24 protein-coding genes are annotated in these 22,309 nt (G+C 56.8%); 11 read left to right on the top strand and 13 right to left on the bottom strand.

Going from position 1 to position 22,309, the window contains the following annotated elements; translation table 11 throughout:
* Positions 1 to 7 precede the first annotated feature (7 nt).
* From C8N45_RS07855 to C8N45_RS07840, 4 genes are read left to right on the top strand one after another with little or no spacing between them, the layout of a single operon-like run.
* A complete protein-coding gene (locus tag C8N45_RS07855) occupies positions 8 to 451 on the top strand; it encodes a MaoC family dehydratase (protein ID WP_108385778.1) in 444 nt (147 codons plus the stop codon).
* Positions 452 to 486: 35 nt separating this feature from the next.
* Positions 487 to 1,425, top strand: coding sequence for a bifunctional riboflavin kinase/FAD synthetase (locus C8N45_RS07850; protein WP_108385653.1), 939 nt, complete (start codon positions 487 to 489; stop codon positions 1,423 to 1,425).
* Entirely contained in the window at positions 1,418 to 1,882 is a 465-nt protein-coding gene (locus tag C8N45_RS07845; RefSeq protein ID WP_108385652.1) for a YcgN family cysteine cluster protein, read from the top strand. Before C8N45_RS07850 ends, C8N45_RS07845 begins: the two co-directional genes overlap by 8 nt.
* Positions 1,883 to 2,929 carry a threonine aldolase family protein gene (locus tag C8N45_RS07840; protein ID WP_108385651.1) on the top strand — a complete coding sequence of 349 codons (1,047 nt, stop codon included), beginning with the start codon at positions 1,883 to 1,885 and terminating at the stop codon, positions 2,927 to 2,929.
* On the opposite strand, the gene C8N45_RS07835 is transcribed toward C8N45_RS07840, so the two are convergent.
* Entirely contained in the window at positions 2,898 to 3,683 is a 786-nt protein-coding gene (locus C8N45_RS07835; RefSeq protein WP_108385650.1) for an alpha/beta fold hydrolase, read from the bottom strand. The two genes, C8N45_RS07840 and C8N45_RS07835, sit on opposite strands and share 32 nt — an antisense overlap.
* On the bottom strand, positions 3,683 to 4,282 hold the full coding sequence (locus tag C8N45_RS07830) for a 2-hydroxychromene-2-carboxylate isomerase (RefSeq protein ID WP_108385649.1): 600 nt from the start codon (positions 4,280 to 4,282) through the stop codon (positions 3,683 to 3,685). The genes C8N45_RS07835 and C8N45_RS07830 overlap by 1 nt, the downstream gene beginning before the upstream one ends.
* 112 nt (positions 4,283 to 4,394) lie before the next feature.
* On the opposite strand from C8N45_RS07830, the gene C8N45_RS07825 reads away from it, so the two are divergent.
* On the top strand, positions 4,395 to 5,414 hold the full coding sequence (locus tag C8N45_RS07825; RefSeq protein WP_108385648.1) for a ribose-phosphate pyrophosphokinase: 1,020 nt from the start codon (positions 4,395 to 4,397) through the stop codon (positions 5,412 to 5,414).
* A gap of 69 nt (positions 5,415 to 5,483) precedes the next feature.
* Here the strand turns inward: C8N45_RS07825 and C8N45_RS07820 are convergent, their stop codons facing one another.
* The 10 genes from C8N45_RS07820 to C8N45_RS07775 form a co-directional block, all read right to left on the bottom strand.
* Positions 5,484 to 5,777 carry a DUF1330 domain-containing protein gene (locus tag C8N45_RS07820; protein WP_168769426.1) on the bottom strand — a complete coding sequence of 98 codons (294 nt, stop codon included), beginning with the start codon at positions 5,775 to 5,777 and terminating at the stop codon, positions 5,484 to 5,486.
* Positions 5,778 to 5,941: 164 nt separating this feature from the next.
* Entirely contained in the window at positions 5,942 to 6,292 is a 351-nt protein-coding gene (locus C8N45_RS07815; RefSeq protein ID WP_108385646.1) for an H-type lectin domain-containing protein, read from the bottom strand.
* Positions 6,293 to 6,412: 120 nt separating this feature from the next.
* Positions 6,413 to 6,838 (bottom strand): F0F1 ATP synthase subunit epsilon, encoded by a 426-nt coding sequence (locus tag C8N45_RS07810; RefSeq protein ID WP_108385645.1) that lies wholly within the window; start codon positions 6,836 to 6,838, stop codon positions 6,413 to 6,415.
* 24 nt (positions 6,839 to 6,862) lie between these two features.
* The gene (gene atpD / locus C8N45_RS07805) at positions 6,863 to 8,287 is read right to left on the bottom strand and encodes a F0F1 ATP synthase subunit beta (RefSeq protein ID WP_108385644.1); all 1,425 of its coding nucleotides are present in this window, start codon (positions 8,285 to 8,287) and stop codon (positions 6,863 to 6,865) included.
* 18 nt (positions 8,288 to 8,305) lie between these two features.
* The gene (locus C8N45_RS07800; RefSeq protein ID WP_108385643.1) at positions 8,306 to 9,178 is read right to left on the bottom strand and encodes a F0F1 ATP synthase subunit gamma; all 873 of its coding nucleotides are present in this window, start codon (positions 9,176 to 9,178) and stop codon (positions 8,306 to 8,308) included.
* A gap of 21 nt (positions 9,179 to 9,199) precedes the next feature.
* Complete coding sequence (gene atpA, locus C8N45_RS07795; RefSeq protein ID WP_108385642.1) at positions 9,200 to 10,738, bottom strand: F0F1 ATP synthase subunit alpha; 1,539 nt, start codon at positions 10,736 to 10,738, stop codon at positions 9,200 to 9,202.
* Positions 10,738 to 11,298, bottom strand: coding sequence for a F0F1 ATP synthase subunit delta (locus C8N45_RS07790; RefSeq protein ID WP_108385641.1), 561 nt, complete (start codon positions 11,296 to 11,298; stop codon positions 10,738 to 10,740). Before C8N45_RS07790 ends, atpA begins: the two co-directional genes overlap by 1 nt.
* Positions 11,299 to 11,608: 310 nt before the next feature.
* Positions 11,609 to 11,983 carry a hypothetical protein gene (locus C8N45_RS23180; protein ID WP_168769425.1) on the bottom strand — a complete coding sequence of 125 codons (375 nt, stop codon included), beginning with the start codon at positions 11,981 to 11,983 and terminating at the stop codon, positions 11,609 to 11,611.
* 465 nt (positions 11,984 to 12,448) lie between these two features.
* Positions 12,449 to 14,581, bottom strand: coding sequence for a polyribonucleotide nucleotidyltransferase (pnp, locus tag C8N45_RS07780; RefSeq protein WP_108385777.1), 2,133 nt, complete (start codon positions 14,579 to 14,581; stop codon positions 12,449 to 12,451).
* Entirely contained in the window at positions 14,574 to 14,888 is a 315-nt protein-coding gene (locus C8N45_RS07775; RefSeq protein ID WP_108385639.1) for a hypothetical protein, read from the bottom strand. Before C8N45_RS07775 ends, pnp begins: the two co-directional genes overlap by 8 nt.
* A gap of 48 nt (positions 14,889 to 14,936) precedes the next feature.
* On the opposite strand from C8N45_RS07775, the gene C8N45_RS07770 reads away from it, so the two are divergent.
* Together C8N45_RS07770 and C8N45_RS07765 are read left to right on the top strand one after the other, a co-directional pair.
* Complete coding sequence (locus C8N45_RS07770; protein ID WP_108385638.1) at positions 14,937 to 15,395, top strand: NUDIX hydrolase; 459 nt, start codon at positions 14,937 to 14,939, stop codon at positions 15,393 to 15,395.
* A gap of 85 nt (positions 15,396 to 15,480) precedes the next feature.
* Entirely contained in the window at positions 15,481 to 16,965 is a 1,485-nt protein-coding gene (locus tag C8N45_RS07765) for an inorganic phosphate transporter (protein WP_108385637.1), read from the top strand.
* Positions 16,966 to 17,147: 182 nt separating this feature from the next.
* Here C8N45_RS07765 and rpsO read toward each other — a convergent pair whose 3' ends face one another.
* On the bottom strand, positions 17,148 to 17,417 hold the full coding sequence (rpsO, locus tag C8N45_RS07760) for a 30S ribosomal protein S15 (protein ID WP_108385636.1): 270 nt from the start codon (positions 17,415 to 17,417) through the stop codon (positions 17,148 to 17,150).
* A 517-nt stretch (positions 17,418 to 17,934) separates the two neighbouring features.
* Between rpsO and C8N45_RS07755 the strand changes: the two genes are divergently transcribed.
* The 4 genes from C8N45_RS07755 to C8N45_RS07740 all read left to right on the top strand — a co-directional run bounded on the left by C8N45_RS07755 (position 17,935) and on the right by C8N45_RS07740 (position 22,306).
* Positions 17,935 to 19,077 carry an NAD(P)H-dependent glycerol-3-phosphate dehydrogenase gene (locus C8N45_RS07755; protein ID WP_108385635.1) on the top strand — a complete coding sequence of 381 codons (1,143 nt, stop codon included), beginning with the start codon at positions 17,935 to 17,937 and terminating at the stop codon, positions 19,075 to 19,077.
* Complete coding sequence (locus C8N45_RS07750; protein WP_108385634.1) at positions 19,074 to 19,847, top strand: HAD-IIB family hydrolase; 774 nt, start codon at positions 19,074 to 19,076, stop codon at positions 19,845 to 19,847. The genes C8N45_RS07755 and C8N45_RS07750 overlap by 4 nt, the downstream gene beginning before the upstream one ends.
* A 12-nt stretch (positions 19,848 to 19,859) precedes the next feature.
* Positions 19,860 to 21,353, top strand: a complete 1,494-nt coding sequence (gene ggpS, locus C8N45_RS07745) for a glucosylglycerol-phosphate synthase (RefSeq protein WP_108385633.1) — start codon at positions 19,860 to 19,862, stop codon at positions 21,351 to 21,353.
* Positions 21,354 to 21,421: 68 nt separating this feature from the next.
* Complete coding sequence (locus C8N45_RS07740) at positions 21,422 to 22,306, top strand: UTP--glucose-1-phosphate uridylyltransferase (protein ID WP_108385632.1); 885 nt, start codon at positions 21,422 to 21,424, stop codon at positions 22,304 to 22,306.
* The last annotated feature ends 3 nt before the right edge of the window (positions 22,307 to 22,309 follow it).

Here is a 22,309-nt window from a genome sequence, read left to right as displayed (position 1 = left end):
GCGCGAAATGCTTGATAACGCCCCCCGCGGAACGATCTGTATCGAGGATCTTGAGATCGGCATGGTCCGGTCCGTGTCCAAGATCATCACTGATCGCGATATCGAGCTTTTTGCAGAAGTCTCTACCGACCGTAACCCCGTGCATCTTGATGATGACTATGCCCACGACACGATTTTTGGCGGCCGTATTGCCCACGGGATGCTGACGGCCGGTCTGGTGAGTGCTGTCATCGGTGAACAACTGCCCGGCCACGGCACCGTTTATCTTGGACAGAACCTGAAATTCCTTGCCCCCGTGCGCCCCGGTGATCTGGTTCTGGCAGAGGTCGAAGTGACGGAAATCGACTTTTCAAAGCGACGGGTCAAGATGGATACGCGCTGCATTGTGAACAACAAGAAGGTACTCGTGGGGGATGCAACCGTTCTGGCCCCATCCCGCAAGTTTGACTGACTTGCACCTGTCCGCAGGCCACGCTACGCAAGGCCATGCGCATAATCAGAGACACCTACTACCTTGATCCAACAGACCGCGGCGCTGCTGCGGCCATTGGCAATTTTGATGGTGTCCACATCGGCCATCAGGCGGTCATTGATATCACCCGCAAAGTGGCCCGTGATCTGGGCGTGCCCTTGGGGATCATGACGTTTGAACCCCATCCGCGCAGTTACTTTTCCAAAGATCCCAAGCCGTTCCGGTTGATGAATGCAGAGGCAAAGGCAAACCGGCTCGCCAAGCTGGGCGTCGAAAAGCTGTATGAACTGCCGTTCAACGCGGCCCTTGCTGCCCTGACGCCACGGGCGTTTGCGCAAACAATCATAGCAGACCAGCTTGGTCTTGCGCATGTGGTGGTTGGTGCGGATTTCTGTTTTGGGCAGGGCCGTGCGGGAACGACGGACGATCTGCAGGCATTTGGTACGGAAATGGGCTTTGGCGTTACCATTTCGCCGATTGTGACCAACGATGCCGGTGCAGTGTCGTCCACCGCCATTCGCCGTGCCCTGAGCGAAGGGCGCCCTCGCGATGCCGCCGCGATGCTGGACCACTGGCACCGGATCGAGGGCGAGGTTATTCGGGGCGAACAGCGCGGTCGCGACCTTGGATACCCTACTGCGAATATGTCAATTGCGGGCCTGCATCCGCCAAAATTTGGGGTCTATGCGGTCAAGGTTGATGTGCTCAATGGCCAGCACAAGGGCAGCTATGATGGTGCCGCGTCAATCGGGGTGCGTCCGATGTTCGGCGAAAACACAGCCAACTGTGAAACATTCATCTTTGATTTCAAGGGCGATCTTTACGGGGCCAACCTGTCGGTCGCTCTGGTGGACTACCTGCGCCCCGAGTTGAAGTTTGACGGGCTTGATGCGCTGATCACCCAAATGGACGCGGATTGCGCCCAAGCCCGGGAAATCCTTGCCCATGTCTGAGATTGACCGCGACGGACTGGCGGACCGCTATTGGGAAAAGAAACCGATGAGCGCGCTCAACCAGCGCGAATGGGAAGCCCTGTGCGATGGTTGCGGCAAATGCTGCCTGAACAAGCTTGAGGACGAAGATGGCGACGTGGCACTGACCCGTGTGGCCTGCCGTTTGCTGGACGATACCGTCTGCCTTTGCAGCAATTACGCGATGCGCCATGAATTTGTGCCGGAGTGCATCGTCATGACGCCGAAAACAATTCTGGATCACCTCTATTGGTTACCGCAAACCTGCGCCTACCGTTTGGTGCACGAACGCAAGCCGCTCTATGACTGGCATCCGTTGGTGTCAGGCGATCCGAATTCGGTCCATGATGCCGGGGTATCCGTGCAAGAGCGGACTGTATCCGAAATCAACGTCCACGAAGACGACTGGGATGATTACATAATCGAGGAGCCTACCTGAATGTTCTTTGCCTCTGACAACGCGGGCCCTGCCCATCCCAAAGTGATGGAAGCCTTGATTGATGCCAACAATGGCTATGCGTTGGGCTATGGCGCCGACCCCATCATGGACGAAGTGCGTGCGCAAATCCGTGACCTGTTCGAGGCCCCGAAAGCCGCGGTATATCTGGTCATCAACGGCACGTCGGCCAATTCGATTTTGTTGGGGACGATGGCGCAACCCTGGGAAACGATCTTCTGCGCCGATGTATCGCACATTGCAGAAGATGAATGTAACGCCCCTGAATTTTACAGTCAGGCCAAGCTGACACTGGTGCCGACCGAACATGCCAAAATGGCCCCCGACGCGCTGCATGCCAAGATCACGGCCGAGGAAACACGCGGCGTGCATGGGCCGCAGCGTGGCCCGGTTTCGCTGACACAGGTCACCGAAAGGGGCACGTTATATTCGCTGGACGAGATTGAAGAACTGACCGAAGTGGCGCGGGATTTCGGGCTGAAAACCCATCTGGATGGCGCCCGTTTCGCCAACGCGCTTGTGGCCCTTGATTGCACACCTGCTGAAATGTCGTGGAAAGCGGGGATTGATACGGTCAGCTTTGGCGGCACCAAGAATGGCGCGCTGGGGGTCGAGGCTTGCGTGATCTTTGACCCCGACCTTGCGTGGGAATTCGAGTTGCGGCGCAAGCGCGGCGGGCACCTGCTGTCCAAACACCGGTATCTGTCGGCGCAGATGCAGGCCTATCTGACCGACGGGCTATGGCTGGACATGGCCCGTTCTGCCAATGCGCGTTGTGATCAGCTGGCCGAGGGTTTGCGCGGCCACAACAGCGTTGAGTTGCTGTTTGAACCGCAGGCCAATATGATCTATTTCCAGATGCCCCGGTCAGAACATCAGCGGATGCTGGACAGCGGTGCGGTGTACTATGTGACAAGCGGTGATCCCGCATCAGGTGACCCGGACGAGATGCTGACAGGCCGTCTGGTGACGGATTGGGCGATGACCCCACAAGGGGTTACGCAGTTTCTGGATCTGCTGCGCGGATAATCGCGGCAACCTGATCGGTGTGGGTCATGGGCAGCATATGCCCTGCCCCTGCGACCACATGGTCAGTTGCCTGCGTGATCGACGCGCCCAGCGCATCATGTATCGCCTGAATAATCGCAGGTGATCGTGCGCCTCGGATCAGAGTGACAGGCATCTCCAGCGCGCTCAGCCGGTCAGGAGACGTAATGCCGTCTGCGTCTTGCTCTATCGCCGCAGCACCCGCCACGATCAGATGTATGCGATGGGATGATTCCGCCTGCCTGCGCGGTGACAGATCCTGCCACAGCCTGTCGCCCCAAAGATCGTTAAAAATAGCTGCCGCAGCGGTTTCGTCGGCTGACAACATCGCCGATAAAAACGGACGGAACGACAGCGTGTGGGCGCGGTGCGCAGCACACCCCTTCGCCGCCGCAAAATAGACGGGTTCAATCAGGGTCAGGCGACTGACAAGCTCTGGCCGCTCGACAGCAATCCGCAGCGCAGCAGTTGCCCCGAAGGAATGCCCGATCAGATGAACCGGACCGTTGCAAAGGGTCGCTGCAATGCGCGCGACGAGGGCTTGGTATTCACTGGTATTGTCCCAATCGCTACTACGCCCATGACCGGGAAGATCAAACAGCGTGGTCTGGTGGTCCAGCAAGTTGGCCAAAGGCAGAAACGCATCTTGCCGGACAAGCGCACCGTGCACCATGACCGCAGGTGCCCCTGCCCCCTTCCTTACAACATGGATATCATGCCCCGCGATCAGCGGCACTAAAGGGTCCCGGAAAGCGTTGCGTCCAGATCATCCAGCCTGTCTTCACCCCAGAACCGCTGATCGGTGTCCGTGATAAAGAAAGGCGCCCCGAAAACACCCGCGCTGACCGCATCCTCAAGATTGCGGGCGAAGGTATCGGCGCTGGTCATCATATCCTTGTCAGCAAGGTCGGGGTCAAATCCCGCCTGCGTCAGGCAATCGCGGATCGTGTCGTCTTGGCTGATGTCACGCTCATCAGCCCAGCAGGCTGCTCCAAACAGATGCACCAGCTTCGCAAGATCGCCACCACCTGCGTTTTGGGCGGCAATGATGGCATAGGCGGACGGGGCGGCATTCGTGGGCCAGAACATCGGCTTGGGGTTGAGCGGCAAGTTGCAGCGCTTGGCGCGCCGGACCATATCCTGCAGACGGTATTCCTGCCGGTTGGGGTGGCGGTCCTTCAGGGCTGTGCCGCCTGTGCGCGCAAACAGCGCCATAATATCAACTGGCTTATATTTGATCGTCGCGCCGTTTTTGGTTGCAATCTCTTGTGGCCTGATCCCGCATAGGTAGGTAAAAGGAGAGATTGTTGCAAAGTAGTAATCTATGTGTGGCATTTGTAGCCTCCTGAGGCGCACGAATTCTTTGCGCGACCGTAACCCTGTGCTAACCGGAGTCAACGCCACGATTCTGTTACCTTAACAGGCCTTCTGCCAAAGCATTCCTTTCATGCCCACAATGATCGAGCCAAAGCTGATTTCCGGCAACGCAAATCAGCCGCTTGCCACCGCAATTGCCCGCCGGATGTCGATGCATCGCGGGATGGAGGTGGGCCTGTGTGATGCCCGGGTCGAACGTTTCAACGATGGCGAGATTTTCGTTGAGGTGTTCGAAAATGTACGTGGTGAGGATATGTTCATCGTCCAACCCACATCAAACCCTGCCAATGACAACCTGATGGAGCTTTTGATCATCGCGGATGCGCTGCGCCGGTCGTCGGCAGCACGCATCACGGCGGTTATTCCCTATTTCGGCTATGCCCGACAGGATCGCCGCTCAAAGGCGCGCACACCGATCACAGCCAAGCTTGTGTCAAACATGATTGTCGAAGCAGGCATCGAACGCGTTCTCACCCTGGATTTGCACGCTACGCAAATTCAGGGTTTTTTCGATATTCCGGTGGACAACCTCTATGCATCGCCGATTTATGCGCTGGATGCGATGCACCACTTCCGGGGTAAACTGGATCAGGTAATGGTGGTGTCGCCTGACGTTGGTGGCGTGACGCGTGCCCGCGATCTGGCGCAACGTATCGGTGCCCCCCTGTCGATCGTGGACAAACGCCGGGGCAAGCCGGGCGAAGTGGCCGAGATGACTGTGATTGGCGACGTAAAAGACAAGGTCTGCATTATTGTCGATGACATCGTCGATACGGCTGGCACATTGTGCAAGGCGGCAGAGGTTCTGGTCGAAAATGGTGCCAAAGAAGTCCATTCCTACATCACCCACGGTGTGCTGTCGGGCCCTGCGGTCGACCGGATCAAGAAATCTGTCATGAAAAACCTTGTGATTACTGACACAATCGCCGCAACGCCGGCAGTCAAGGCGGCCAAGAACATCCGCATCGTGCCCACCGCACCCATGTTCGCCCAGGCGATCCTGAACACATGGAACGGCACCTCTGTATCCTCTCTGTTTGACCATAAAACGCTGGGCCCGATCTACGAGGGGCTCTACGCCGCAGAATAGTTTGCTTTGCGATCCGGACGTTTGTCGGACGGTGGGCTTGGGGCAGGTGAAATCTGTCTTTCGTTAAGTTCAGCCCAACTTGTCGACGAGTATGGCGTTGAGCCTGGACCCTGACCGCCGCAGGACCGCGAGCGTTTGAAAGTCGTCAGAATTCCAGAATTGCTGCGCGTGTTCTCTATCAGGGAATTGAATAACGAATGCCGCGTCCGGTAGCGGGTCTTCGCCCTCCAGGAGGGAGGGGTCGCCGCCGCGCACCAAAAACTTACCCTTGTGATCCGAAACGACTGTAGGAATTTTGGCAAAATACTCTTCCATCCAGTCCCGGCTATGAATTTGCATTTGGCCAATGACGAATGCGGTCATGCTGCAGCAGTCCTTTCTTGCGCGTTCGGGATGCGCGTTTCGATGGTCAGAGCCGATGATTGCCCATCCGGCCAAAAATATCTGGAAGCCCGGGTGCATTGTCAATGGCCGCCGTATGGCCTTCAGTTGGGGTGCAACCGTTGTTCCTGACCGCGCGATGTGCGCTAATACAGGTCCCAGCCGTCATCATTGGACAATTCACCGATGGAGGTCCACGCGACACGCACACGCGCGACTTGTGTGTCGGCCCATGTCCGGAACACAATCTCAAATCCCTGTACGGTTATGTTCTCGGCCTGAACGTCGGCCCTGATGTTGGTTTTGTTGGAAATATCCCACATGGAAATACACACCTGAACATGGGGCGGAGTCGCATAGGGTATTGAAAAGGTGACGTTTTCGCGCGACTGGCGCGGGCCCTCGCCCCGCCACATATCGCCATCATGCTCAAAGTCGGAAAACATGACCACGTCCCCGTGATCGATCCCGATTGTGCCACTGTTTAATCTGCGCATCGCCTTTGGCGGCCTCTTGAAAACAACCCCATAGGGTTTATCCCAGCTTTCTTTACAAATGACGACCCGAAACGAAAAAGGCCCCGCAAAGCGGAGCCTTTATTTAACATTTTTGCCTATTCAGTCGTCGGCTGTCAGTCCGATATGCCCACCGATGGCCACCATGTCCGACAACAGCTTGGCTGCATCATCAACAGGGCCGGGCTCGTTCTTGAAGGTTTCCTTGGCAAGACCGTGGGCAGCTTTTGCGTCCGCGACCATCTTGCTAAACACCTCTTGCGTGACCTCACCCTTTGGCAGTGCCTGTTCTGCAAGAACCGACACGCCCGTGGCGGTGATTTCGGCGAACCCGCCAGAGACGACATATTCGTCAGTCTCTGACCCATGGACCACGCGCAAGACGCCAGGGCGCAATGTTGTGATCGTGGGGGCGTGGTTTGCCATTGCAGTCATGTCGCCATCTGCACCGGGGATCTGGACTTCGGATGCCTCAACCGACGCCAGACGGCGTTCGGGTGAGACGAGATCGAATTGTAGGTTTGCCATATCGGCTTCTCCTTACGCCCAGACTTAAGCTGCGTCTGCGGCCATTTTTTCAGCTTTGGCTTTCACTTCTTCGATGCCACCGACCATATAGAAGGCACCTTCAGGGAAGTGATCATATTCGCCAGCAACAACAGCCTTGAACGATGCGATTGTGTCTTCCAGAGGGACCTGCACACCGGGGGAACCGGTAAACACTTCGGCCACGTCAAACGGCTGTGACAGGAAGCGTTCGATCTTACGCGCGCGCGAAACGGTCATTTTGTCTTCTTCTGACAGTTCGTCCATGCCCAAAATCGCGATGATATCCTGAAGCGATTTGTAACGCTGCAGCATCTGCTGCACGTCAGCAGCAACGGAATAGTGCTCTTCACCCACGATGGCGGGGTCCAGCAGACGCGATGTGGAATCGAGCGGGTCAACCGCAGGGTAAATACCCTTTTCCGAAATCGCGCGGTTCAGAACCGTAGTCGCATCCAAGTGCGCAAACGATGTCGCAGGCGCAGGGTCGGTCAAGTCATCCGCAGGTACGTAAATCGCCTGAACGGATGTAATCGAACCGTTCTTGGTCGACGTAATCCGTTCCTGCATCTGGCCCATGTCGGTAGCCAGTGTTGGCTGGTAACCCACAGCAGATGGAATACGACCCAACAGCGCGGACACCTCGGATCCCGCTTGCGTAAAGCGGAAGATGTTATCAACAAAGAACAGAACGTCAGTACCAGACTGGTCGCGGAACGCTTCGGCCATTGTCAGACCTGACAGGGCCACACGCATACGCGCACCCGGAGGCTCGTTCATCTGACCGTAGACCAGTGCCACTTTGGACTTGGTCAGGTCATCCATGTTGATAACGCCGGATTCGATGAATTCGTAGTAAAGGTCGTTCCCTTCGCGTGTCCGCTCACCAACACCAGCGAACACCGAGAAACCCGAGTGCACTTTGGCGATGTTGTTGATCAGTTCCTGAATAAGAACTGTCTTACCAACACCCGCACCGCCAAACAGACCAATTTTACCACCTTTGGCATAAGGGGCCAAAAGGTCGATAACCTTGATCCCTGTCACCAGCACTTCAGATGCGGTTGACTGGGCTTCAAATGGCGGGGCTTCGGCGTGGATGGAACGACGTTCCTGTTCACCAATGTCGCCACGCTCGTCAATTGGGGCACCAATGACGTTCATGATGCGGCCCAGTGTGGCGTCACCGACGGGCACCGTGATCGGGTTGTCTTGGTCGGTCACTTCCTGACCGCGCACCAGACCTTCGGTTGAGTCCATCGCGATGGTCCGGACAGTGTTTTCACCAAGGTGCTGGGCAACCTCAAGTGTCAACTCTTTGCCGTTGTTGTCGGTTGTCAGGGCGTTCAGAATCTCAGGCAGGTGGTCATCAAACTGCACGTCAACGACGGCGCCGATGATCTGCGTGATCTTGCCTTTTGCGTTTGCCATAGTGGTTTTCTCCGGGGTCTAGAGCGCTTCCGCGCCCGAAATAATTTCAATCAGCTCGTTGGTGATGACGGCCTGACGCGAGCGGTTGAACTCGATTGTCAGCTTGTCGATCATCTCACCGGCGTTGCGTGTCGCGTTGTCCATGGCGGACATCCGTGCGCCCTGTTCCGAGGCCGCATTTTCCAACAACGCGCTGAAAATCGCGGTGGCCACACCACGGGGGAGCAGATCAGCAAGGATTTCTTCCTCACCGGGCTCATAGTCGTAGAGCGTCGCGTCAGCATCTTCTGCCTGTTCGAATTTGGCAGGGATGATTTGCTGGGCGGTGGGGTGCTGGCTCACAACATTTTCAAAACGCGCGAAAAAGATCGTGGCGACGTCAAATTCAGTTGCATCAAAGCGGGCCAGAATATTCTTGGCAATCTCTTGCGCGTCAGCATAGCCGACACGTTTGACGTGGGTCAGATCCACATGGTCAACAAAGTAATCGCCCAGATCACGTTTGATCGCGTCACGGCCTTTCTTGCCCACAGTGACGATCTTCACCGTCTTGCCTTCAGCCAGCAAATTCTTGGCATGTGTACGGGCCAACTTGGCGATATTGCCGTTAAAGCCGCCACACAGCCCGCGTTCAGCGGTCATGACGATCAGAAGCTGCACCTGATCGCTGCCCGTACCGGACAGCAACTTTGGCGCAGAATCTGACCCGCCAACCGACGCGGCAAGCCCGGCCATCACGGCGTTGAACCGTTCTGTGTAGGGGCGCGATGCCTCGGCCGCATCTTGGGCGCGGCGCAGTTTTGCGGCCGCGACCATCTGCATGGCCTTGGTGATCTTGCGGGTCGATTTGACCGACTCGATCCTGTTTTTTAGGTCCTTAAGACTAGGCATAAGGTGCTCCTATGTCCGAGTTCAGGCGAAATCTTTGGCGAATGCGTCAATAGCGGCCTTGATCTTGTCTTCGGCCTCGCCTTTGATCTTCGGGTCTTCTTTTGTGATGAAGTCCAGAACATCAGATGCGTTTGTCCGCAGATGCTTGAGAAGACCAGCTTCGAAACGGCCAACCAGCTTGACGTCGATTTTGTCGAGGTAGCCTTTGGTGCCTGCATAGATGACGCAGACGATCTCGGCGTTGGTCAGCGGCGAATATTGTGGCTGCTTCATCAATTCGGTCAGACGCGCACCACGGTTCAGCAACTGCTGTGTCGCGGCATCAAGGTCAGAACCAAACTGCGCAAAGGCCGCCATTTCGCGGTACTGGGCCAGTTCCAGCTTAACAGGACCCGCAACGGACTTCATTGAATTCGTCTGCGCAGACGACCCAACGCGAGAAACCGACAGACCGGTGTTCACAGCGGGGCGGATGCCCTGGAAGAACAGGTCCGTTTCAAGGAAGATCTGACCATCAGTGATCGAAATCACGTTTGTCGGAATAAACGCCGAAACGTCCCCACCTTGCGTTTCAATGATTGGCAGCGCGGTCAAAGAACCGGAGCCGTTGTCTTCGTTCAGCTTACAAGAACGTTCCAGCAGGCGGGAGTGAAGATAGAAAACGTCACCAGGATAGGCTTCACGCCCTGGTGGGCGGCGCAGCAACAGTGACATCTGGCGATAAGACACGGCCTGCTTGGACAAGTCATCATAGATGATCAGCGCGTGGCGGCCATTGTCGCGGAAATGTTCAGCCATCGCAGTCGCCGCATAGGGGGCAAGGAACTGCATGGGTGCTGGGTCAGATGCGGTCGCCGCAACAACGATTGAATATTCAATCGCGCCGGACTCTTCGAGCTTTTTCACCAGCTGTGCCACGGTTGAACGCTTTTGACCAATCGCAACATAGACGCAGTAAAGCTTCTGGCTTTCATCGTCGCCGGCTGCGTCGTTGTAAGACTTCTGGTTCAGGATCGTATCCAGAGCGATGGCTGTCTTGCCTGTCTGGCGGTCGCCGATGATCAATTCGCGCTGACCACGGCCAACGGGAATCATCGAGTCGACGGACTTCAGACCGGTTGCCATTGGCTCGTGAACTGATTTGCGAGGGATAATGCCGGGCGCCTTGCTATCAGCAATCGCGCGCGTCTTGGTCTTGATCGGACCCTTGCCGTCCAGCGGGTTGCCAAGGCCGTCAACAACGCGACCAAGCAGTTCGTCACCCACAGGCACGTCAACGATCGATTTGGTGCGCTTGACGGTGTCGCCTTCTTTGATGTCCCGGTCAGAACCAAAGATAACAACACCGACGTTGTCGGCTTCAAGGTTCAGGGCCATCCCGCGAATGCCGCCAGGGAATTCGACCATTTCACCGGCCTGTACGTTATCAAGCCCATAAACGCGGGCGATCCCGTCGCCAACGCTCAGTACCCGGCCAACTTCGGCCACTTCGGCTTCTTGACCGAAGTTCTTGATCTGGTCCTTCAGGATCGCAGAGATTTCAGACGCTTGGATCGCCATTATCCGACCTCTTTCATAGTGTTCTGGAGTGCGTTGAGCTTGGAGGCGATCGACGTGTCGATCATCTTGGAGCCCACTTTGACAATAAGACCGCCGATGATGGATGCATCGACGGTTTCTTTGATGGTGATGGTTTTGCCCACTTGGGCCTTGAGTGCCTTGGACAGCTTTTCTGCCTGTGCCTTGGTCAGCGCCTTGGCAGTCGTGACTTCGGCGGTCACTTCACCACGCTCTTCCGCCAGCATGTCCTTGAGGACGGACAGAAGTTGCGGCATCACAAACAAGCGGCGCTTGGAGGCCAGAAGGGCCAGCACATTGCTTGTCGTGGCAGAAAGTCCCATTTTCCCCGCGATCGCAGTGATCGCAGCAGATTGTTCTTCCCGGCTGTAAAGTGGAGAGTTCAGCAAGGTGCGCAAGTCCGCACTTTCGGACATTGCGGTTTCCAAAGCGGCGACGTCTGATTCGAGCGCTTTGATCGACTCACCTTCTTTGGCGAGCTCAAACATAGCTGTCGCATAGCGCGACGCGATGCCTGTTGAAATACCAGCAGTTTCGGACACGTGTAGCCTTCCGATGTCTTGGGTCCAGACCCGTGACACCCCGAAAACGCGGCAACGGATGGACAAGTTGTTTGGCCCCCGTACTTTACGAGAGCGGCAAAATCCTGCGCGATGTAGCAGAGGTGCTATGGGGTCGCAAGGACTCAGCGTCAAGATTCATCCGCTTTGTCTTGGGTTCTGTGCTGCTTGGGACGGCTCTTGCGAATATGGTGCGCATTTGACGCAGTGAAAGCTGCGCATCAGGGCATTGCTGCCTGTATTTTGTGCGTGAGGTCGTTCCCGCCGCTTCATCCGTCGCAAACTGTGCGGATCAAAGGTCAATGAACTCCGCATACTCCACATCGATTGCACGGGGCTTCTTACCTGTGCGCCGCTCGAACGCCCATGCTTTCTGCGCCGCTTGATACTGAAGCTCCGCATCACGCAAGAAAGCCTCGTGCGCGATCTTTTGGGACGTCTTTAGCGGCGTGGCCTTTGCGTAAGCATCAACTGCCTGCGCGGGCGGTGTTTCTGCCACCGGCATTGTCAAACAGGCCATGACGACCGACTGAGCCGATGCATTTGTCTGCAACGGAGGACCGCGCCGCTCGCGCCCTGTGCTGTATGGTTCTGCGTGATCTTGCTTGCGGCGCCCTGATGACTGATCCGATGATCGTCTTGATCGTTGCAAACTTGCAGTTGTCATACCGACACCTTCATTTCAAAGACCCTCCCAAGTGACGCGTGTAGCGCATGATGCCCTCGAATTCCTGCGTTTTTTTAACAGTTGGTTAAGGCCGTCAGCCGACATTTTCCACAGATGTTTTGTGCGCGCAGTTGCGCCTGCGAAATGGCGACGGTTTCAGGCAGGTAACAACGGATATGGCCGCGCGGTCTGGCAAAGGCCTCTGAGTTCACGCGGGGCGATCTTTCTGCCTTTTTCGGCTGAGGTCAGGATTTGCAGCACGCGGACCGAAGCTGCCACTTGCTCAACGAAGAACATCGCCGACACGCTGCAGCCGGCGCACATGCGGCATGCCCGACTTCCCCCACGGGAGGGCATTTGTTGCGACTCCCGCCAGACGAGCGAAATCTCCTACAGAAAAAGACCCCGGCATTTCTGCCGGGGCCTTAGGTTTGTCAAAGCTCCCGGATAACTCCGGGAGGCGGCTTATTCAGCTGCTTCTTCTTTGGTGATTTCCTTGCCGGTTTCCTGATCGACCATCTTCATGGCCAGACGCACCTTGCCACGATCATCAAATCCCAGCAGCTTGACCCAGACTTCCTGACCTTCTTTGAGAACATCGGAAGGATGGTTCAAACGGCGGTTTTCGATCTGGGACACGTGGACCAGACCGTCGCGCTTGCCAAAGAAGTTCACAAAAGCGCCAAAGTCGACCAGCTTCACAACTTTGCCTTTGTAAATCACGCCCTCTTCGGGTTCGGCCACGATCGAGTGGATCATGTCATAGGCTTTCTTGATCGCCTCGGCATCGTTGGATGCCAGCTTGATCACACCGTCGTCGTTGATATCGACCTTGGCACCGGATGTTTCCACGATTTCACGGATGACCTTACCGCCTGATCCGATCACTTCACGGATCTTGTCGGTCGGGATCTGCATGGTCTCGATCTTGGGGGCGTGTACGCTGAATTCCTGCGCACCGGTCAGGGCTTTGCCCATCTCGTTCAGGATATGCAGACGGCCTGCCTTGGCCTGCTCCAGCGCCTTGGACATGATCTCTGGCGTGATGCCAGCGATCTTGATGTCCATCTGCAAGGACGTGATGCCGTTTTCGGTACCAGCCACCTTGAAGTCCATGTCGCCAAGGTGGTCTTCGTCACCCAAGATGTCAGACAGGATGGCATATTCGCCGTCGTCTTCCATCACCAGACCCATGGCCACACCGGCAACCGGCGCTTTCAAAGGCACACCAGCGTCCATCATCGACAAGGAGCCACCACAAACAGACGCCATCGAGGATGAGCCGTTTGATTCAGTGATCTCGGACACGACGCGGATGGTGTAGGGGAAGTCGGTTGCCGCAGGCAGAACCGCCTGAAGCGCGCGCCAAGCCAGTTTACCATGACCGATTTCGCGACGGCCGGGGCCGGATACGCGGCCCACTTCACCAACCGAGTAGGGTGGGAAGTTATAATGCAGCATGAAGTTCGACTTATACATGCCGGTCAGCGCGTCGATCATCTGCTCATCATCGCCGGTGCCCAATGTGGTCACAACCAGACCCTGGGTTTCGCCGCGCGTAAACAACGCCGACCCATGGGTCCGTGGCAGAATACCGGTTTCTGAAACGATGGGGCGAATGGTGTCAAGCGCACGACCATCGATCCGCTTGCCGTTCTTGACAACATCGCCGCGCAGCACGCTGGATTCCAGCTTCTTCAGCGCCGCGCCAAGGTTGCCGTCTTCCTGCTGCTCTTCGGTCAGTGATTCAATGATCTCTGCCTTGGCCGCAGCAACAGCGCTTGTGCGTTCCTGCTTGTCGGTGATCGCGTATGCGGCGCGCATCTTCTCTTCGCCAGCGGCCTTTACGGCTGCGGACAGATCGGAATAGTCGACAAGCTGGAAATCAAACGGCTCTTTGGCACATTCTTCTGCCAGATCGATGATCAGGTCGATCACCGGCTGGATGCTGTCGTGGGCAAATTTCACCGCACCCAGCATTTCATCCTCGGACAGTTCGTAGGCTTCTGATTCCACCATCATCACGGCGTCTTTGGTGCCCGCGACAACAAGGTCCAAACGCTGCTCGGGGTTCATGCGCAGGTTGTGCATGTCGTCGATTTCAGGATTCAGAATGTAGTCGCCATCGACAAAGCCCACACGGCAGGCCGCAATCGGGCCCATGAATGGCGCGCCCGAAATGGTCAGCGCGGCAGAGGCCGCAATCATCGCAACCATGTCAGGGTCATTGACCATGTCATGCGACAGGACCGTACACATCACCAGCACTTCGTTCTTGAAGCCCGGGACGAACAGGGGGCGAATGGGGCGGTCTATCAGGCGGGCTGTCAGCGTCTCTTTTTCAGTGGGACGTGCTTCGCGCTTGAAAAAGCCGCCAGGTACTTTACCGGCGGCGTAGTATTTCTCTTGGTAGTGGACGGTCAGCGGAAAGAAGTCCTGACCAGGCTTTTGGGCACGTGCGAAAGTCACGTTGGCCATGACGCTGGTTTCGCCCAGCGTTGCGATGACAGAGCCATCGGCTTGGCGGGCAACCTTGCCCGTTTCCAGTGTGAGCGTATCTTCGCCCCACTGCATTGATTTTTTCACTTCGTTAAACATCATGTTTTCCTAGTTGGGCCGCAGCCCCGTTTTTTGCGTAGGGGGCGTATTCCCCCTCATTCCGGTATCTTCTTTTGTTCAGGCGCTGGAATGCGGGCGCCGGTCTTTTCAAGATTTTCGGGCCATAGCGGGTTTTCAGCGCTTTGGGAAGGGGAAGCGGATGATCACGACGCAGCCGGGCCGTCAGCAGCTTGTTTTGGCGACGCGGCCAACCGCAGCCTCGTTTTGGCTTGCACCCGTGGCGTGCAATGCTGTTTTTCCCTGCAATCCAGCGGCGATAACCAAAAATTTGAATCTTTCCGTTCAATGACCTACATAGAGTTTCAAAAGAAGAAAAATATTGAGTGGTTTCAAAATGAACACCGTCATACGAACGGTCTGGGCCTCTGTCCTGGCCCCCTTGTTGCAGCGTCCCAAAAGGTTGCAGGTTGCCGCCCTTTGCCATCGGGGCGATGGCGACGACAAAGAATATCTGCTTGTCACAAGCCGTGACACAGGCCGCTGGATCATCCCCAAGGGTTGGCCGATCCGTGGACTCAAGTCGAACGAGGCCGCATTGCAGGAAGCCTGGGAAGAGGCGGGCGTGCGCAACAGCAAAGTGACCAAAAACCCCGTCGGCAGCTACAGTTATCAAAAACGTCAGGATACCGGTCTGGAAATTCCGGTTGAAACACTGGTCTATGCCGTCGCGGTCAAGGACCTTTCCGAGGATTTCCCCGAGGCGCATGAACGGACCCGCAAATGGGTCAAGGCAGATGCCGCCGCCGCGATGGTCAATGAGGACGAGTTGAAGTCGCTTTTCCTCAGTCAGTAGGAAATCATGCCCGGCACACATTGCCGGGTTGCTTTCGGACGGTGGTCAGGGCTAGTGGTTTTTCCCAATAGTGGGAGAGACCATCATGACAGAGCAACAGGGCGATCCACGCCACCTTGAAACCCTGGATCGGGATCTGGCGCGTTACTCGAACCTTGAACTGGCGACGAGCTATGTGTCGCGGCCGATGGTTGGTCCGGGCATTTCGCTTGTGTTTGTGGTGTTGGCTGGCATCGCTGCGATGTTGTTCTTTGGGCAAACCAGCAATTCGCTGATTGTCGTGATTGCCGCCTGTCTGGGGGCCTATATGGCGCTGAACATCGGCGCGAATGATGTTGCCAACAATATGGGGCCTGCGGTGGGGGCCAACGCGCTGACTATGGGCGGTGCGATTGCGATTGCGGTTGTGTTTGAAAGTGCAGGCGCGCTGATCGCCGGGGGTGATGTGGTGTCAACCATTGCCAAGGGCATCATCGCCCCCGAAAGCATGGGCACGGCGTCAGTCTTTATCTGGGCAATGATGGCCGCACTTCTGTCTGCGGCGCTGTGGGTCAATCTGGCCACATGGGTTGGTGCGCCGGTTTCGACTACCCATTCGGTCGTGGGGGGCGTGATGGGCGCAGGGATCGCGGCGGCTGGTTTTGCAGCCGTCGACTGGTCCACCATGGGGGCGATCGCGGCCAGCTGGGTGATTTCACCGGTTCTGGGCGGGGCAATTGCAGCCGCGTTCCTGTGGCTGATCAAGTCGCGGATCATCTATCAGGACGACAAGATCGCAGCGGCCCGCAAGTGGGTGCCTGTTCTGGTCGGGATCATGGCGGGCACATTTGCTGCCTATCTGGCGCTGAAAGGGCTTAAGAAGATCATCAAGATCGACATGCCGACAGCGCTATTGATTGGTGCAGCCATCGGCGCACTGGTCTGGGTCGCGATGATTCCGACGATCCGCAAGCAATCCGAGGGGCTTGAGAACCGCAATAGATCGCTCAAGGTGTTGTTTGGTATTCCGCTGGTCGTCTCTGCCGCACTGCTCAGCTTTGCGCATGGGGCCAATGACGTGGCCAACGCAGTGGGGCCACTGGCGGCCATCGTGCAGGCGTCGCAATCGGGCAATTTCACCGATTCCGTCAGCATCCCCTTTTGGGTCATGGTGATCGGGGCAATGGGGATTTCATTCGGGCTATTCCTGTTCGGGCCCAAGCTGATCCGCATGGTCGGTGGTCAGATCACAAAGCTGAACCCGATGCGGGCCTATTGCGTGGCACTGTCCGCCGCGATCACTGTCATTGTGGCCAGTTGGCTGGGGCTGCCTGTCAGTTCAACCCACATCGCCGTGGGCGGCGTCTTCGGCGTTGGCTTCTTTCGCGAATGGGATGCAGAGCGGCGGATCAAAAAGGCGCGGCTCGCTATGCCTGACCGGCCCAGCTACGCCCCCGAAGAACGGCGCAGGCGCAAACTGGTCCGCAGGTCACATTTCATGACCATCATCGCTGCGTGGATCATCACCGTACCCGCTGCGGCCATGCTGTCAGGGATTATCTTTTTCCTGATCAATACGGTGATGGGTTAGGGCCAGGGCCCGAGATCGGCCGTCATCGAAACATCACCAAGGGCCTGGTCTTTGTTTGGCTTGCTGCCGACAAAGTCAATCTTATGTGGGGCGTCCTTTGCGTGTTATGGCCCTTGCTGTTCTGAAAATAAAAAAAGGCCCATCCGACGATGGGCCTTTCTGATCAGAGAACAGCTTCGCTTTTAGCGACGCAGGCCCAGGCGCTTGATCAGGGCCTGATAGCGGGCCTCATCCTTGCCGCGAGTGTAGTCCAGAAGCTTGCGGCGCAGGGCCACCATCTTCAGCAGACCACGGCGGCCGTGGTTGTCTTTCTTGTGGGTCTTGAAATGCTCTGTCAGGGTCGCGATGCGCGAAGACAGGATTGCAACCTGTACTTCGGGGGAACCTGTGTCGCCTTCTTTGGTGGCGAATTCTTTCATGATCCGTGTTTTTTCTTCAGCAGTAATCGACATCGGGGGCTCCTTATAGCTAGAGGGTGATGGCGCAATCCGGGATGTCGTCCAGAAAGGCCCGTGGAGGGACTGCGCAAAGAGATTCCCGGCGCAGATGCGTGCCTCTAAGGCGAAACGCTCAAAAAGGAAAGGGGTTTATGCGCGGCGCCGCAAGGGTCAAACCTGCCCTTTGTTCATAATATGACAGGTTTGAATGAATAGCCCGTGATGTGTGGCGCCCACGCCGCGAAATCCGTTCAAATCAACGCGGCTGATTACTTTTTGGGCGAATGACTTAAATCTGTATATTTAACAGGGATTTACAAATTCGTCATGCGCCCATCTTTACGGCAGAACCCTTGAGAAAACGCAGAAACGTAAGATTTTCTGCATTGCAGCATTGACCCTCGACAAATTTCGCATACGTTTTTTGTCATGATAGTTCTGTAAGCGATAACAACGCCCCGAGTGAAGCTGCCTGCGCCTTTGGCAAGCGCAATGCAGTCATTCTCTGAACGTCCTTCCCAAAGAGGTCCATATGAAACACCGACATTTCGATGGCGGCCCTGTGCCGTCTCCTGTTCAACCATTCCAGCGACCCGCCGTCATTGGCATTGGCTCATGGGGTACTGCACTTGCGGCGACACTTGCTGATGACGGAACAAATGTGCGCATTTGGGGGCGCAACACGGCCGCAATCAGCGACATCAACCGCAATCACCGCAACGATTCTTATGTTCCCGATGCGCCTTTGCCGCCGTCGCTTTGCGCCGTGCGCAAGATGGAGGACGCGGTAAAGGGTGCGGACGTGGTTTTGATCGTCGTACCGTCGAGCGCGGTACGGTCCGTGTCCCGACAGGTTGGTGAATATCTGGAAAGCGGCGTCCCTGTGGCAGTTTGTGCCAAGGGGATCGAAGCCGAGACCGGCCTCCTGATGACCCAGATTGCCGAGGAAGAACTGCGCGGTCATCCGATCGGATGCGTCTCTGGACCGACTTTCGCCCGCGAAACAATATTGCGCCACCCCACAGCGGCGACAGTCGCTTTTCCCTTTTCGCCGCTGGACCGCCTTGCACCGAACGAAAGTTCGGCTGTACGTCTGGCCGTAACGCTGACGACCGAGCATTTCCGCGCCTATGTTTCTGACGACCTTGTCGGCGTAGAGATCGGCGGTGCTGTCAAGAACGTCATCGCGCTGGCCTGCGGTATGCTGACCGGCGCTGGTTTCGCTGACAACAGCCGCGCGGCATTGATTACCCGCGGGCTGGACGAGATGAAACTGCTGGGTAACGCGCTTGGGGGCCGCCGCGAAACGCTGACAGGTCTGTCCGGCATTGGTGATCTGACGTTGACGTGCAACAGCCCGACCTCGCGGAACATGTCCCTTGGGATGCAGTTGGGCGCCGGCACCCCGCGCGCCGAATGTTTCGATGGCCGCCCCGTCGTTGTTGAAGGCGAGGCCAATGCCGTTTCGATTACAGACCTTGCCCGCAAGATTGGTGTGAACATGCCAATCTGCGAAACCGTGCGCGCCATCCTTCATGATGGCGCCGATCTGGGGCAGTCATTTGCCGCGCTTTGGGCCCGCCCCATCGAAGCCGAACCCTTGTCGATGGACCTCGCCTTTGCGCACCCCGCAACAGACAAAGATATTGCAGCACTTGCAGAAAGGATATCATGACCCGTCACGAATCATTCGCCGTCACCGAAATCTCTGACAAGGAAATGGTTCTTGCGACCGACCTTGATGGCACCTTCCTTGGTGGCACCGAGCAGGACCGCAAGGATTTCTACGCCTGGATCGAAAACAATCGTCACCGCGTCGGATTGATTTTTGTCACCGGTCGGGACCCCGGATTCATCCGGGAAACCGTGCGCGCTGGCGTTCCAAAGCCCGACTATGTGATCGGAGACGTCGGCACCACGATCGCCGAATTCGATCACGACGGCTTTGTCGCCCCTATCGCAGAGCTGGAAGCAGAAATTGCGAAAGCCTGGGGCAACGCGAATGCAAAGGTCGAGAACGCCTTGATGAAAATCAAAGGGCTTGCGCGTCAGTCCTCTGCCTTCCGCTACCGTGTGAGCTATGACCTTGACGCAAAGGAGTTTGACCAAGAGGCCCTTGATATCGTCGCACAGCTTGGGTTGGATGCTTTGGTCTCTGACAACAGGTTTTTCGACGTTCTGCCCAAGGGGGTCAGCAAAGGACCATCGCTGCTAAGGCTTCTTGCGTCCCTTGGTATCGAAAACAGCCGGACGCTGGTTGCGGGCGATACGCTGAACGATCTTTCCATGCTTGAACTTGGCCTGCCATCCGTCGCCGTCGGAGGGTCAGAGCCGGGTCTGGTTGAGAAACTGCAGGGGCAGCAGCATGTGCATTGCGCCACTGGTGTCGGCGTCTCGGGCATTGCCGAGGCGATCTTGAAACACGGCCTGCTGACGCAGGCATAAGAAGGAGTCGATATGTCATCTGATCTTGTCATCGTTTATCACCGCCAGCCCTACGAAGAAGCGGTTGAAGACGGCAAAGTCGTGCGCCGGGAAAACAAAAGCCCGAACGGAATTGTGCCGACGCTGAAAAGCTTTTTCGGCAGTGTTGATCACAGCGCATGGATCGCCTGGAAACTGGCGGACGATCCTGCTGACCCTGATTTCGAGCAAAAGATCGAAATTGATGACGAGTACGGTCAATATACCGTGTCCCGCCTGCCCCTGACCGAAGAACAGGTGCGTGAGTTTTACCACATCACGTCGAAAGAGGCGTTCTGGCCCATCCTTCACGCCTTTCAGGAGCGGTACAACTACGACCCTGTTGACTGGAATAATTTCCGTGATGTGAACCGCCGCTTTGCAGAGGCGGCCGCCGAAGAGGCCGCTTACGGCGCCTTGGTCTGGGTGCATGATTATAATCTGTGGCTGGTGCCCGGTTATCTGCGCACCTTGCGCCCCGACGTGCGCATCGCCTTCTTTCACCACACGCCGTTCCCGTCTGCTGACATGTTCAACGCGCTGCCGTGGCGCCGCGAGATCGTCAACAGTCTTTTGGCCTGTGATGACGTGGGCTTTCACATCCCGCGCTACGCCGAGAACTTCGTATCCGTCGCGAATAGCCTGTTCGACGTTGATTTAGGTGAAACCGTTCCCGTCGACCCCACGCTGATAAGCGAAGGCACAGCCCTGACCGAACGCACAGTACGCAACAGTATTACCTTTGAAGGCCATCGCACTGCGGTCAGTGTTTGCCCGGTGGGGGTCAATACCGAATATCTCGACTCGGTCGCGCGATCAGAGGACACCGAACAGAAGGTCGCCCAAATCCGCGAGGAGTTGGGGGAATCGCCGCTGATTATCTCTGTCGGTCGGACGGATTACACCAAGGGTGGCGTTCAGCAGCTTGCATCCTTCGAGCGTGTGCTGGAAGCAAACCCTGATCTGCGGGATGCAAAGATACGCCTGATGCATATTTCGGTGTCCGCCAACCGGAACATGACGGCTTATGCTGAAATTCAGGCCGAAATCGAGCAGATTGCCGGACGTATCAACGGGCGCTTTGGCACATTGGATTGGCAACCGGTCGCCTTGATATCCCGCGCTTTGCCGCTTGAAGAGCTCGTCGCCTATTACCGCGCTGCCGATGTTGCATGGATCACACCGCTGGCCGATGGTATGAACCTTGTCTGCAAAGAGTATATTGCGTCGCGCTATGACGAAGACGGCGCGCTTGTCCTGTCGGAATTCGCGGGGTCTGCCGTTCAGTTGCACCATGCGGTGACAGCCAACCCATACTCGCACCGCGCCATGGACTCTGCAATTATTCAGGCTTTGACGATGCCGCCGCTGGAACGCAAAGGCCGGATGAAAAAGCTGCGTCAGGCTGTGAAAGCAGACGATATCAGCAATTGGCGGCCGGGCACGCTCGAGATCGGCGTGTCGAACGATCAACCGGCTGTTGCCTGATATTTCCCCCACCTCCCAGCATGCGCCACGATCATCGGGCAAAGCATGTATCTTGAAAGGACACTTTGATGACAAATACCGTACGCACCGCAATTTTCCCTGTCGCAGGCCTTGGCACGCGTTTCCTGCCCGCCACAAAAGCGACACCGAAAGAGCTGTTGCCGGTGCTTGACACGCCGCTGATCCAATACGCCATTGACGAGGCGCGCGCGGCGGGGATCGAACGGATGGTCTTTGTCTCACATTCGTCAAAGCCAGCAGTTGAACGCTACGTCATGGATGACCTGCGCTTGCGCCGCGAGCTTGTGTCGCGCGGCAAGCAAAAGCTGGCCCACGAACTGAAAGAGGCCGCACTTGATCCACAGGACGACGACGTGGTCTTCACCTTTCAAGAGGAACCAAAAGGGCTGGGTCACGCGGTTCTTTGCGCCCGCGACCATGTGCTTGATGGTCCTGTCGCTGTAATCTTGCCCGATGACCTTATCCTTGGGACACCCTGCCTTGCAGAAATGATCGCTGCCTATGAAGGGGGGCATATGGTTGCCAGCATGACAGTCGCGCCCGACCAGGTTTCGAAATACGGGGTCCTGTCTGTGACCGGACAGGACGGGCGCAAGACGCGTGCCAACGGTATGGTCGAAAAGCCCGCGCCCGAAAAAGCGCCTTCGCAAATGGCGGTGATTGGACGCTATGTGTTGGACGCCGACATCTTTGACGCTCTTGGCACGCAACCCCCCGGTGCGGGGAATGAAATCCAGCTGACCGATGCAATCGCCAAAGGCGCCGCGACCCGCCCGATTACGGGTTTCCGCTTTTCAGGGACGCGCTTTGACTGCGGATCGAAAGCAGGCATGCTCGAGGCCACCTTGCAGCTTGCATCAGAGGACCCGGAGCTTTCCCAGGTGCTGGAGACCTTCATGGTGGACCAGACGCGCCCACGCAGCGCGGCCTAGGAC

The sequence above is a fragment of the Yoonia sediminilitoris genome, from assembly GCF_003058085.1.
GTDB lineage: Bacteria > Pseudomonadota > Alphaproteobacteria > Rhodobacterales > Rhodobacteraceae > Yoonia > Yoonia sediminilitoris.
This window is presented reverse-complemented; position numbering and strand designations above follow the sequence as displayed.